The following is a 12727-nucleotide window of genomic DNA, read 5'->3' on the forward strand; positions in this document are numbered from 1 at the left end:
CGAATCAGGTCATAATAATCAGAAAAAATATGCTGTAAAATACTCATGCTTTAATTTTACAACAAATCAAAGATAAAGAAAACCAAAAAACCCCTCAAGATTGAGGGGCAGGGGTGTTGACGTGCCGTAGGCACTTTTTTATTTGGGCGGATGCTTTGACATCAGAAGCGCTAATGATATAATTATTCTCAAAATGATCATCAGGAGTGGCGGCATTTTAGCAATTTATGACAAGGAGTCCATATGAAAAAGAATGAAGTGATTGAATTAAAGATAGAGGGATTTAATTTCCCCGGTAAATCCTGGGGAATGCACGGCGAAAAAAAAGTCGTTATGAAAAACGGCCTGCCGGGCCAGCGGGTACGGGTTACCATTGCCAAGAAACGAAAAAAGTATGAAGGCCGGATCATCGAAGTGCTGGAAAAAGCCCCCAACGAAATTGACGCCGCCTGCGATGTCTTTGATAAATGCGGGGGCTGTACCTACCAGAACCTGCCCTATCAAGAACAGTTAAAGCTCAAAGAAAGCTATGTCTTAAAGCTACTGGAGCAGGCCGGAATAGCCGGTTTTGCCTATGAGGGGATTGTCCCCAGCCCCGAGGTTTTTGGTTACCGCAACAAGATGGAATATTCTTTCGGCGATAACGAAAAAGATGGTCCGCTGATGCTGGGACTTCACGAACAGGGCAGCTTCTATAATATCGTCAAAACCGATGGCTGCCAGATTACCGACGAAGATTTTAACCAGATTCAAACGGCGGTGCTGGGCTATTTTGCCCAAACCGGGGACAGCTATTTTCATAAACGCAGCCACGAAGGCTTTTTAAGACATCTGGTCGTCCGCAAGGGCAAACACACCGGCGATCTGCTGATCAATTTGGCCACCACCAGCCAGGGAACCCTGGACGAAGCCGCCTTTGTCAAATGCCTGTTGGAGCTATCGCTTATTGGCCAGATCCGGGGGATTCTCCATACCCAAAACGATGGGATAGCCGATGTGGTCAAAGCCGAAACCGCCAAAACCCTGTATGGCGAAGACAAAATTGAAGATAAGATTTTAGGACTGACCTTTGAAATCACCAGTTTTTCCTTTTTCCAGACCAACACCTTAGGAGCAGAAAAACTCTATTCGGTGGTCCGAGATTTTGTCGGTCAGGAACAGAACGAGGTCATTTATGATCTGTACTGTGGCACCGGCACCATTGCCCAGGTACTGGCGCCGGTTTCTAAAAAGGTGGTTGGGATCGAGCTGGTCGCTGTAGCGGTCGAAGCTGCCAAAGCCAACGCCACCAAGAACGGCCTCGACAACTGCCAGTTTATCGCTGGCGATGTGATGGTGGAGGTGGCCAACCTCCATGATCCGGCGGATGTGATTATTTTAGACCCACCCCGGGATGGCATCCATCCCAAAGCGATCTTTAAAATTCTGGATTTTAAGCCAAAAACCTTTGTGTATGTATCCTGTAAGGCGACATCGCTGGCTCGGGACCTGCCGTTTTTTGTGGCGGCGGGGTATGAAGTCAAGAAGGTGCAGTTGGTGGATATGTTTCCGCATACCGGGCATGTGGAGACGGTTGTCCTATTATCCCTCAATACAAATACACCTAAATTAGAGGTTACCATGGAGGTAGATTCTGACAGTAATTATACGCCGGAGGAAAAGGCTACCTATCAGAAGATTATGGAATTTGTGAAGAACAAGCATGGGCTATCGGTTACTAATTTATATATCGCTCAGATAAAAGACAAATGTGGTCTGGATAAGAGGCTAAATTATAATTTGCCAAAGAGTGAACATGCCAGAGCGGCTAAATGTACAGTAGAAAAGGAAAGTGCTATCATGGATGCATTTGAACATTTTGGCCTTATTTGATTGCACGAAATAGTCCCGACAATGAAACCATAGGATAATTAGGGCTTGAAGGCTAATGAAATTTAATTTACACCAAATGATGTTGAATTTGATGTAAAAATATAAAAATGCTGTGGGTGCGATTATATAGGACAATACGAACTTCATTAAATAGAATTCTCTATTTGATGAAGTTTTTGTTTTGAAATTCTTCTCAAAATATTTGTTCAACCAAAGGTGGCATTATTGCCAAAGGAGATTGGCTTGTAAGGTTGATGGGATTAATGCCCAGGTTAATTATTTTCTTTAAGTTTGAATCAAATAATTTTTTTTGTGCACCCTTATATTTATTTCTTGCAGAATGAATACTGCTCTGATTTATTTGGTCAAGAATATGGATTAATTGTCTTTTGCTGTACGATGATTCACAGCTGTTTTTAATTATTTCTACATTAGCTTTTCGTTTTCGGTGAGGGTTGATGCCGTAGATTTCTATAATATATTTTTTAAGATAATTATCTTCCAGTACGGAATTTGTAAAATCTTCTATGGAACCTCTAGACACTCCCAGCTGACGTGACAAATCATCAATTCTGCCTTTAAAAAGCTGAGCTTCTATACGATACATATTTTCAATATTCATGATTTGTGCATCTGTCAGGTGGTTCTTTTTATCAAGCTGCTCAGTTTTTTTTCTGTAAAAATGAAACCGGAATGTAGGCCTTCTGCTTTGGTCTGTTTTTTCGTAGGAACAGAATTCGATGCCTGATTCGTAAGCATGGAATTCTAATTTGCGTTTACCGTTGATGTAATTGCATTTGGTCATAATGTTGTTAATCTCATTATGATTTTCTGTAAAATAGTCTCTGGAATATTCAACTTTTTCAAAAAACCAAGGGCAGCCTCTGTGGTAGTTACTTATGAAACCTTCTAAGGTGCTTTCAAGCAAGCTAAGGAAGTTATCGTAAACAAAGTTTTCGATATTGTAGGAAAAAAAATCGTCGCCTTGATGAAACACGTTAAAATTGATTACAATCTTCATGCGATAATCATCTTGAAATCGCGTATGGTTTTCCAAACGGATTTCTCGCAATCCGAGAGTATAGAGATTTGTAGCATTGTAATAAGAAAAACCATTTTTGACAGTCCGTGAGAAAGCAGTGTCATGTGTTTCTATCATGGAATGATATTCTTTTTTTGAGATGGATTTTCTTATGATATTACAATGCATGATATCACCGCCTGTATTTCGATAATGTAAATTAGTTCATATATGAACTACGGTTATATTACCATGACGGAAATTGAGTGTCAATTAAATATTTTCATAAAAGTAAAAAACTTCATAAATGAATTGAAAAAAAGAAGGGTCTGTAGTATACTATTATTAGTTAAGGAGGCAAATTTGATGAAATATGATATGAAATTATTAGGAGAAATCGTGAAGGAGGTTCGTATTGCAGCTGGACTCAGTGGAGCGCAGCTTCGGGAGCGGGCAGGAAACCTTGATTCCGCTAGTTTTTCCAGAATAGAGAATCCTATCGGAGATTTTAATCCGAGAGCAGATAAATTTGTTGCAGTATTAAGCGCAGTAGCAAACTTATCACCAGTTACCGAACATAAGATTGATTTTAGCGTCTATTTTACAAGACCCTATGGAAAAGAAACAGTGTGCTTCTTCTTATCTTTCCGTAGTATAGAAGACAACTATACAAATTATATGAATGAAAAATCATCGAATCATTTTTCGACAATAGAAAAGAATTATATGAATTTGGAACAGCCGGTTAGAAATATGTTGGAGAATCATTTTAGCTGTGAGAATGCTGTTAAGGAATTAAATGAATTGATTGAGAAGTACAAATTAACAGTAACCAAAGAATTTAAAGGAAGAGAGGAATATAAGGAAATTCAAGAAAACTTTCAAATACGTTGTAAAATGAGTATAGGATTCCCACAAGCTGATATGGCTCAGGAATATGAGATTGATAAAGCATATCAGACCATGCTTCAAGATGTAAAGGCAGATAATATATTTAGATTTGTACAGGAACTTATAAAATATCGTCTATAGAATTGTCTGTCCTATTAGTGATATCTTGACAATTAAAACGAGCTAGAAAGCCTCTGTTTATCAGGCTTTCTAGCCATTACAAAAGCGAGGTGTTATAATATGGCTTCTAATAGCCCTACTCCCCAACAACAGAGCATTATTCAGGCAACAGAAGGGTATGTAAGAGTACCGGCTGTTCCCGGTAGTGGAAAGACTTATTGTTTAACCCATAGAGTTGCTCATCTAATTCAGGATTTGTATATTGCTCCTGATGTTATCATAGCATTAACATTTACACGAAAAGCAGCATCGGGAATGAAGCGTAAACTCAGGGGATTAATTGGTGATGTTGCGACCTGCTTCATGGGAACTTTTCATCATTACTGTTCTAACATATTGAAGGAAGAAATACATCATCTAGGATATCCGAAACTGTTTAAATCTCTTAGAAGAAGTGACCAGAATAAATTCGTACGAGAGATTCTAAAAGAAATGAATTTATCCGCAAGAGACTATAGGGAAAGGGATGTCCTTGAAAAAATAAGGGAATTCAAAGTAAATGGCAGTTATGTTGAGTTGTTTGAACAAGAACCAAAGACACAGATACTAGAACAATGCATTCAAAAAGCAGATAGTGCCCATCACATAATGGACGGTATTATTTATAGATATCTCTTGAAAGAATTTCAGGTTCATGCATTAGATTATGATGACCTTTTATATTTCACAGTGCATATTTTTAAAAAATACGCTGATGTATTGGATAAGTGGCAGGATAAATGCGAATATGTACTCATCGACGAATATCAGGATGTAAGTAAGGTACAAGCCGAATTAGCAGATATGATTAGTCAGAAATATAAAAACCTTTTTATTATTGGCGATGATGACCAGCTGATTTATTCGTGGAGAGGTTCTAAACCGGAATATCTAATAGAGTTTGATAAAAAATATCCGAATACACAGACTTTCACATTGAATTGTAATTTCAGGAGTACGCCAGAGATTATTAAAGCAGCAGATGCACTGATACAACATAATACAGAGAGGCTTCCTAAGCAGATGAAAACCTCAAATGCAACAGGAAGTCTTCCGGTCTACAACTGTACAAAGACAGCGGTAGATGAAGCAATATGGATAGCAGATAAAATTCATGAATCAGTTGAAGCTGGATGTGAATATAAAGAGATTGCAATTCTGATTAGAAACTCAAGTCAGGCAAGCCATATAGAGCAGCAATTAAGACTACATGCTATTCCATATAAGGCCTATGCAGGAGCGAAATTCTTTGAATCAGAAGAGATACGAACAGTATTGAGTTATTTAAGTATGATATTATTTTTGGATGATTTGTCATTTGAACAGACCGTGAATATGCCCAAAAGAGGATTTGGAAAATCTTCCATGGAGAAAGTAAAACAGTACGCAGCTGATAATCAATTGACATTATTTACAGCATTAATGACACTGGTACAAGCTGGTGAAATAAAAAATAAACAGATATTTGAGTATTGTAGACACATATACACAATGAATAAATCACATCAAGGGTATTCTTGTCTGGAGCTTGCAAATATAATTTTGGATTGGGGCTATAGAGAAACTCTGGATGGTGACCCGGACCAAGAAAAAAAGGATAATATAACAGCATTATTACAAATGATTAATGAATTAGAAAAAGAGGAAGATGGTCCGATACCCCTTCATGATTTATTGCAATTTTTCGCATTGTTTTCCCCTGAAGATGATGAAAATGATGATGACAAGGTGAAAATCATGACTATCCATACGGCTAAGGGATTAGAGTTTGACCATGTGTTTATACCTGGGATGGTAGAAGGAATCTTACCAAGCGGAAGAGCAGTTACGAAGCAGGCAATAGAAGAAGAACGCAGAGTATGCTATGTGGCAGTAACAAGGGCAGTGAAACAATTATTTCTTAGCAGCTATCAATATCAGTATGAAAAGCAGAGTTCGCCCTCTATGTCATCAAGGTTTATCAATGAGATGGGCGAGAACAACCTTATGATGCTCCAAAAGCCTGTGGAAAGCTTAGCTGTAAATTCCCCCCAAAAGCCGTCATCATATTGTACACCGCAATTTGTTATAGCTCAAAGAGTTAGCGTTGGACTGTGGGGAGAAGGAACCATTATGGAGGTAGATGAGCAGAAACAGAAATATAAAATACTGTTTGATGCGATGCCTAATTTGGCTAAAAATATTGCTTTTGCAGCAGACATAAAAATATTGTAACGATTAAGAAGGTTGAAATACACCTTCTTTTTTATGCTCATTTTTAAGGAGGTGGTATCAAAACTTTTAAGTTATGACACCGCTGAGCCACCTATGGAAACATGCGGGTTTAATCAGTGTCAAAACATATAGCCAAAAATATCTTAGGGGGAACTATAAAAGGTTCTCTTTTTTTATACCAAAATTTAAGGAGGATTAAAAAATGAAGTACGGTTATGCAAGGGTAAGCACAAAAGGTCAGCTTGACGGAAACAGCATTGAGGAACAAACAAATAAAATTAAAGCCATTTATCTTGATGTTGAAATCGTTGTTGAATCTTTTTCGGGAGCAAAAGAGCGTCCCCTATTCAATCAGATGTTGGAATCGGCAAAAGAAAATGATTATGTGGTAGTGACAAAGCTGGATAGGTTTTGTAGGTCAACAAAGGAGGGATTAGGCTATATTGACCTTTTATTAAACAAAGGGGTGAAAATCCATATCCTTAACATGGGGTTAATTGAAAATACACCGATGGGCAGGTTGATAGTAACAAATTTGTTAGCATTCGCCGAGTTCGAAAGAGCCATGATTATTGAGCGCACCCAGGGCGGTAAAGCTATCGCCAAACAGAAAATAGATTTTAGGGAGGGCAGACCAAAGAAATTCAACAGTAAGAAAATCAATCACGCAATGGAATTGCTGGAATCCTATTCTTATAAACAAGTGGAAGAAATGACTGGTATCAGTAAGTCAACCCTCGTTAGAGCAAAAAGAAAACAATCGGTAATTTAAAATCGCCAGTATAGCGAAAATTTGTTTATATATTTTGAGAGCCACTTAGTAACTATTATTTAAAAGTAATTCCTAGATTGATACCCAACCGTCATTGTATAAGCGGTACCATCACGACCTAGACAAGTCGCAAAAAGGTCTTATTTTTATGCCCATTATGAAATACGGCAGTCAGAAAGAAAACCGTCAATCCAAACAGTTCAAATTAAATTAAGAAAGGAACGAGAAAACATGAGTACAGAAATCAAAACATTAGACGGCTGGTGTGAATTTTCAGACCGTACCGGAAAAGAAAGCATTCATGATTATTTAAATTTTGGGGATATTGTGTCAGAGGACGTCGTTGATAATTTTATGGATATGTTACCGCCAAGAGCCATGTCATATGGATATCTTCAAGTAGGCGAAGCTTACGACCATATTTATGACACTGACGGAAGATTAAGAGCCATTTACTTGACCTTTGCTAAGTATAACGGTCAATGGCGATATTATGGTAATTGCTTTGCATGGGATACTGTTGATAAGACCGGTTCATCCGGAATAATTTGATTAGAACACTGGGGAATTGAAATGCATAATTTGGCAATTAACAGTAATCTAAGTAATCTAAGTAATCTAAGACTTGTTTTTTCTTGATTTAAGTTATAGTATTATAATCAATAATGTAACCAATGAAAGCTAAGACAAGATAATGTCTTTTTTTTATAATCATTATAATACAATGCATATTGGAACAATGAGTTCCCAGAACCTGAAATGAGTAGAAAGTAAATGATATAGCTTCTAAAAACGCTGAGAAAATTGGTGACAATAATGGTTACTTAAGTGTTATTAAACAACGATTAGGCATAAAGAGGCTTGAACTATTAGATAAAATACTAAACCACATGGAGGAAAATTAAAATGACAGCATTACACAAACAGACAAATATCAATGTACAAGAAAAAGCCAATATGATTTGGTCTATTGCGGACATCATCAGGGGAACATTCAAACCGCATGAATATGGTCGAGTTATTCTGCCAATGACGTTACTTAAAAGACTCAACGATACACTTTTACCGACTAAACAAGCAGTGCTTGATAAATACGAAGAAGTTAAGAGCTTTGAAGTTAAGGATGGTTTTCTCACAAAAGCATCGGGTTATAGTTTTTACAATATTAGCCCTTTTACTTTTGAATCTTTGCTCAATGAACCAGACCACATTGAAGAGAACTTCAAGTCTTTTCTTTCAGGTTTTTCTGAAAATATCCAAGATATCATCAAGAACTTTAAATTTGAAAACGTAATTTCTGACCTTGCTGGCAGCACTAAAGAAGAAGATAAGTTATATTATGTCATTCAAGAATTTAATAAACCGCAGGCGTATATGGGTGTTAGAGCTACCCCAAAAAGCCCGAAAGCTGATGGACTTGCCTGCCCAGAGATTGACGGATATAATGACCATAAGAAATCGAGAGAAAGGAAAATGCCACTAAAAGATGCACGCTTCACCGGCTAATCATCTCTTAATGGCATTCCAAAAACCTATGGTTATTATAACAGATTATCAGGTGATTGAAAACAGGGAAAAAGGCGTTTTTTATTAAGGGTGCAGAAAAAAGTTATTGTCCCTGTTGTGGGAATGATCTAAAAGTCTATGGCAGCCGAAAAAGAAGCGTAATTGACGAAAACGGTGATCAGCAGATCCTGGTAATCCGGCGACTCAAATGCCAGGGCTGCGGGAAAATCCACCATGAACTGCCAGATATGCTGGTACCATTTAAGCGCTATGCCAGCCGCTGGATTGAAGCGGTAATCATGCGTCAGCAGATGTGCTGTGTGGCCGTCGATGAATCAACCGTTTTGCGTTGGCGATGCTGGTTTTCGGAACTGGCAAGCTATTTTCTGGACAGTATCATCGCCCTCAAAAGAAGGCTGGATTTAAAGACCCATGAGCACCTGTCCCGTCCTCATGGCACTGCACTCGAAGGGATCATGAAGCTGTTAAACCGGAAGGTCGAGTGGCTGCCAGCGCTTGTCCGAATGCTGGTCAATACAAAAATGTGGGTACAGACCCGATCGGCATTCCTGTCCAACTGATAAACCACTATACTCCAGGTAGTAAAGACCATGAGGAGGTTTAGAATGAAAGACAAGGAACGATCCGAAGCAGTTGCCGCCAATCGGATGCAGCTGATTGCCCCGCTTTTGACTGAAGGGCTTGATGCAGCGAAGGTGCTGCAGTTACGAAAACAGATTGTCCAGGCCAGCGGCCTGTCAGACCGGACAATCAGACGGTATGTGAGCCGTTATCGAAACGGTGGCTACAACAACCTGAAACCCCAAAGCAAAGAACATCACGGTGACCAGGATGCCATTCCCCAAGCGGTTCTGGAACAGGCGATCCTGTTGCGCCGGGAGGTTCCGGGACGAAGTGTGGCTCAGATTATTCAGGTTCTGGAATGGGAAGGGATCGTTTCACCCGGCGAAATCAAACGCAGCACCCTCCAGGAAAAAATGGCCCAAAAAGGCTACAGCACGAGGCACATGCGGATTTATGCGTCATCCGGAACCGCCACCAGACGGTTTCAGCGCCGACAGCGCAACGACATGTGGCATTCAGACATCAAATATGGCCCCTATCTGCCAATCGGTCCCGATGGCAAGAAAAAGCAAATCTATCTGGTGGCGTTTCTCGACGATGCGACCCGCTATCTGCTTCACGGTGAATTTTACGCCAGTCTTAACGCCAGCATTGTCGAGGATGCCTTTCGCAAAGCCATTCTTAAATATGGGTTGCCGGATTCAGTTTATTTCGATAACGGCAAACAGTTCCGTAATAAGTGGATGACCCGGGCCTGTTCCAAGCTGGGTGTGCAGTTGATTTATGCGAGACCATATTGCCCCGAAGGAACCGGCAAGGTGGAGCGCTTCAATCGGGTGGTCGACAGTTTTCTGGCGGAAGCCTATCTGGAGAAGTGCCGCAGCCTGGATGAATTCAATCAGCTGTTTGCCATCTGGGTGGAGGAATGCTATGCGAATAAAGGCCACTCGGCACTGGAGCAGAATCAGAGTCCCGCCACGATCTACCGCAACGATCCCAAGCCGGCAAAATTTGTGGCGCCGGAAGTGCTGGCCAATGCTTTTCTCCATTGTGAGAGCCGCAAGGTCGATAAGGCCGGCTGCATCAGTTTTGACGGCAAAAAGTACGAGGTGGGACTGGTCTTTACGGGATACCAGGTGGATGTCATCTTTGATCCAGTTGATAAAAGTTTTGTCACCATTGAACACGACAACCACCCACCCTTTACTGCCAAAGAACTGGTGATCGGCGAATTCACTGGCAAAAAACCCAAACGCCCGGATTATATGACCGCAGTCCCGGCCAGTGAATCCCGATTACTCACCGCTGCGGCCATCAAAAACAAGGAACGCAACGAAACGATTCACAGTGCCATCTGTTATCGCACCCGGGAAAAGGAGGGATCCGCCGATGTTTGAAACCTTTTACGGCATGGATAGAACCCCTTTCTCCCGGAATATTCCCCCCGAAAACCTGTACCCGTCGATCATGCTCGAAGAAGCTTTGGGACGTCTCGGTTACGCCGCCGAACGCCAGCTTTTTGCGGTGGTTACCGGCAGCAGCGGCATTGGCAAAACCACCACGGTCCGGAAATTCAAAGAAACCCTGGATCCCGGCAAGTACCTGGTGATGTATATCGCCGACTCTAAACTGACGCCGCGAAATTTTTATAAAGGTCTGCTCGAACAGCTGGGCTGTGAAGCCAAGTTTTACCGGGGCGATTCCAAGCGGCAGCTCCATCGTGAGATTGAACTGATGAAAGGGATCCATCACCTGTCCCCGGTGGTGATTGTCGATGAAGCCCACCTGCTGGATAAAGAAATGCTTGAAGAAGTGCGCTTCCTGCTTAACTTCAAAATGGATGCCGAAAGCCCCATGGCCCTGATCCTGGTGGGTCAATCCGAGCTGTGGGATCGGCTGCAGCTGCAATCCTATGCCGCCATCCGGCAGCGGATTGACATTCAGTACAAGCTGTCCCACATGGATTGTTCCCAGGTTAGCGCTTATATTGTCTGCCACCTGAAGTATTCCGGGCAAGCCGGGGAAATCTTTACCGCTGCCGCCATTGAAGAGATTTTCAAGTTCAGCGGCGGCCTGGCCCGACTGGTCAACAAGGTTTGTACCCAATGCCTGATTTTCGGTGCCCAGCAGGAAAAACGCCTGATTGATGATCACATGGTGAAACTGATCATTCAATCTGAGTTGTCATAGAAAGATCCGGTGACACAATGAATTTTACATGTAGCTGGAATAACGATGGCACAGAGGAAGTCTGGAACGGCCGGATCATCAGTCTTTTCCACCATGGCAGTCACGATGAAATTCACATCGAAAGTCGATCATCGCTACGGGTCATCATTGGCCGATCCACCACCGGTGGCTTTGCCTGTCTGCCGGATTATCGCATTGCCTGTCCGCTGGCTCACTTAAGGGATTGCTTCTGGAATACCGAACAGCTTGTTTCGGTATTGGGTGATGTTGACGGGATCACCGTGGCCAGGGCACTGTACTGCATTGCCGATGAGGTATCGATTTAAAGGCTCCCATCAAAAAAAACTGAGAAAGAGCAATCTGCTAAGTTCTTTCTCAGTTAAAACACAATCGATTCTTTTTGACACCATGTCCAGCAATTTGGGGACAACATTTGCCGTCAGTTTCTGGACAGGATAGGTTAGCAGCAACATGGAGGACCTAAAGGTGACACTGGTCTAACAGGAAGAAAAATTATGGTAGATACTTATGGTGGATATGCCCGTCACGGAGGAGGTGCTTTTTCAGGAAAAGATCCGACGAAAATGGATCGGACAGGATGTTATGCGGCAAGATATGTCGCAAAAAATATAGTGGCAGCAGGTTTAGCCTCAGTCTGTGAGATTCAATTGGCATATGCAATCGGTATTTCAAAACCCATCTCGATTTATGTTGATACGAATAATACCGGAAAGATTGGTGATGAAAAAATTGCTGAAGTTATTGAAAAATTCGTAGATCTTCGGCCAATAGCTCTAATCAATCGGTTTGAATTAAGAAGACCTATTTTTAAACAAACAGCATCTTACGGACACTTTGGAAGAAGTGATTTAGATTTACCCTGGGAGAAAACAGACTTAATTGAATTGTTTGAGAACGTTGAATGATAGGGCCATTTTTAAATAATGAGAAGCAAATAGCAAGAAAGGATACCATGCCTGCAAGTTATGTTTCTATATAAATAACTTAAGTAAACGAATGCAAGAAGTGGTTAAGTTATGACAAGATGAGAGGTTCTTTATACAAATAGAAAAGATTATAATGAAAGAGCAAAGGCTTTAAAAGTTTAATAATAAAGCTAAAACCAACAATATTTTAGGAGGAAATACTATGCAAATGTCAGCAAAAGAAGTTGAAAAATTGGTGAGTCAAGTATTAAGTGAAATGGGACGTCATAGTTTAACATCGGCTAATTCACAAAGTCAAACAAAAACAGGGTTTGTAGCAAATGAAGTTTTTGGTGAAGTGTTGTCTGGATGCTTATAAGTTAAATGGAATAATTCAATAGGATATTTTGGGAGGTATTTTGTGAAAAAGGATCGTTCAACTGAATCTTGGGGCAATGCAGAAATGTCTGATGAGTGGATTCAAGGATGACCAGGTCGCGCTTTTTCAGAACCGGGGCTAGGGCTTCGACAGCCGCCCTGATGTAGCTCAGGTCAGGCTCATGGTTGTCCTTGAACGGTGTGGGGACGGCG

13 protein-coding genes and 1 pseudogene are annotated in these 12727 nt (G+C 40.9%); 12 read left to right on the forward strand and 2 right to left on the reverse strand.

Features of this window, described 5'->3' with window-relative positions; all coding sequences use genetic code 11:
* The first annotated feature begins 243 nt into the window (after positions 1–243).
* Complete coding sequence (rlmD, locus tag QZ998_RS12300; protein ID WP_296561011.1) at positions 244–1872, forward strand: 23S rRNA (uracil(1939)-C(5))-methyltransferase RlmD; 1629 nt, start codon at positions 244–246, stop codon at positions 1870–1872.
* A gap of 193 nt (positions 1873–2065) precedes the next feature.
* On the opposite strand, the gene QZ998_RS12305 is transcribed toward rlmD, so the two are convergent.
* Complete coding sequence (locus tag QZ998_RS12305) at positions 2066–3082, reverse strand: hypothetical protein (RefSeq protein ID WP_296561013.1); 1017 nt, start codon at positions 3080–3082, stop codon at positions 2066–2068.
* A gap of 177 nt (positions 3083–3259) precedes the next feature.
* Here QZ998_RS12305 and QZ998_RS12310 point away from each other — a divergent pair, with 177 nt between their 5' ends.
* The 11 genes and pseudogenes from QZ998_RS12310 (at position 3260) to QZ998_RS12360 (ending at position 12515) form a co-directional block, all read left to right on the forward strand.
* Complete coding sequence (locus QZ998_RS12310; protein WP_296561015.1) at positions 3260–3925, forward strand: hypothetical protein; 666 nt, start codon at positions 3260–3262, stop codon at positions 3923–3925.
* 99 nt (positions 3926–4024) lie between these two features.
* Complete coding sequence (locus tag QZ998_RS12315) at positions 4025–6157, forward strand: 3'-5' exonuclease (protein ID WP_296561016.1); 2133 nt, start codon at positions 4025–4027, stop codon at positions 6155–6157.
* Between the two features lie 202 nt (positions 6158–6359).
* Positions 6360–6929 carry a recombinase family protein gene (locus QZ998_RS12320; RefSeq protein ID WP_296561018.1) on the forward strand — a complete coding sequence of 190 codons (570 nt, stop codon included), beginning with the start codon at positions 6360–6362 and terminating at the stop codon, positions 6927–6929.
* Positions 6930–7160: 231 nt separating this feature from the next.
* Complete coding sequence (locus QZ998_RS12325) at positions 7161–7481, forward strand: hypothetical protein (protein ID WP_296561020.1); 321 nt, start codon at positions 7161–7163, stop codon at positions 7479–7481.
* A 354-nt stretch (positions 7482–7835) separates the two neighbouring features.
* Entirely contained in the window at positions 7836–8435 is a 600-nt protein-coding gene (locus QZ998_RS12330; RefSeq protein ID WP_296561021.1) for a type I restriction-modification system subunit M N-terminal domain-containing protein, read from the forward strand.
* Between the two features lie 56 nt (positions 8436–8491).
* Positions 8492–9016, forward strand: a complete 525-nt coding sequence (locus QZ998_RS12335) for a DUF6431 domain-containing protein (RefSeq protein WP_296561023.1) — start codon at positions 8492–8494, stop codon at positions 9014–9016.
* A 45-nt stretch (positions 9017–9061) separates the two neighbouring features.
* On the forward strand, positions 9062–10417 hold the full coding sequence (locus QZ998_RS12340; RefSeq protein ID WP_296561024.1) for a DDE-type integrase/transposase/recombinase: 1356 nt from the start codon (positions 9062–9064) through the stop codon (positions 10415–10417).
* Positions 10410–11210, forward strand: a complete 801-nt coding sequence (locus QZ998_RS12345) for an AAA family ATPase (RefSeq protein WP_296561025.1) — start codon at positions 10410–10412, stop codon at positions 11208–11210. Before QZ998_RS12340 ends, QZ998_RS12345 begins: the two co-directional genes overlap by 8 nt.
* 17 nt (positions 11211–11227) lie before the next feature.
* Positions 11228–11536 carry a hypothetical protein gene (locus QZ998_RS12350; RefSeq protein ID WP_296561027.1) on the forward strand — a complete coding sequence of 103 codons (309 nt, stop codon included), beginning with the start codon at positions 11228–11230 and terminating at the stop codon, positions 11534–11536.
* Between the two features lie 147 nt (positions 11537–11683).
* Positions 11684–12136: pseudogene (locus QZ998_RS12355) on the forward strand (methionine adenosyltransferase domain-containing protein); the annotation flags it as partial.
* Between the two features lie 223 nt (positions 12137–12359).
* Positions 12360–12515, forward strand: a complete 156-nt coding sequence (locus tag QZ998_RS12360; RefSeq protein WP_296561029.1) for a hypothetical protein — start codon at positions 12360–12362, stop codon at positions 12513–12515.
* Between the two features lies 1 nt (position 12516).
* Here QZ998_RS12360 and QZ998_RS16935 read toward each other — a convergent pair.
* A partial coding sequence (locus QZ998_RS16935) for a hypothetical protein (protein WP_366512450.1) occupies positions 12517–12727 on the reverse strand: 211 nt, incomplete at its 5' end.

This window comes from uncultured Acetobacterium sp., assembly GCF_927416815.1.
In the GTDB taxonomy this organism is placed as follows: Bacteria; Bacillota; Clostridia; order Eubacteriales; family Eubacteriaceae; genus Acetobacterium.

What these genes read in the sequence shown, in the direction of transcription:
- rlmD (WP_296561011.1), top strand. Translation starts at nt 244, where the DNA reads ATGAAAAAGAATGAAGTGATTGAATTAAAGATAGAGGGATTTAATTTC.
- QZ998_RS12305 (WP_296561013.1), bottom strand. Translation starts at nt 3,082, where the DNA reads ATGCATTGTAATATCATAAGAAAATCCATCTCAAAAAAAGAATATCAT.
- QZ998_RS12310 (WP_296561015.1), top strand. Translation starts at nt 3,260, where the DNA reads ATGAAATATGATATGAAATTATTAGGAGAAATCGTGAAGGAGGTTCGT.
- QZ998_RS12315 (WP_296561016.1), top strand. Translation starts at nt 4,025, where the DNA reads ATGGCTTCTAATAGCCCTACTCCCCAACAACAGAGCATTATTCAGGCA.
- QZ998_RS12320 (WP_296561018.1), top strand. Translation starts at nt 6,360, where the DNA reads ATGAAGTACGGTTATGCAAGGGTAAGCACAAAAGGTCAGCTTGACGGA.
- QZ998_RS12325 (WP_296561020.1), top strand. Translation starts at nt 7,161, where the DNA reads ATGAGTACAGAAATCAAAACATTAGACGGCTGGTGTGAATTTTCAGAC.
- QZ998_RS12330 (WP_296561021.1), top strand. Translation starts at nt 7,836, where the DNA reads ATGACAGCATTACACAAACAGACAAATATCAATGTACAAGAAAAAGCC.
- QZ998_RS12340 (WP_296561024.1), top strand. Translation starts at nt 9,062, where the DNA reads ATGAAAGACAAGGAACGATCCGAAGCAGTTGCCGCCAATCGGATGCAG.
- QZ998_RS12345 (WP_296561025.1), top strand. Translation starts at nt 10,410, where the DNA reads ATGTTTGAAACCTTTTACGGCATGGATAGAACCCCTTTCTCCCGGAAT.
- QZ998_RS12350 (WP_296561027.1), top strand. Translation starts at nt 11,228, where the DNA reads ATGAATTTTACATGTAGCTGGAATAACGATGGCACAGAGGAAGTCTGG.
- QZ998_RS12360 (WP_296561029.1), top strand. Translation starts at nt 12,360, where the DNA reads ATGCAAATGTCAGCAAAAGAAGTTGAAAAATTGGTGAGTCAAGTATTA.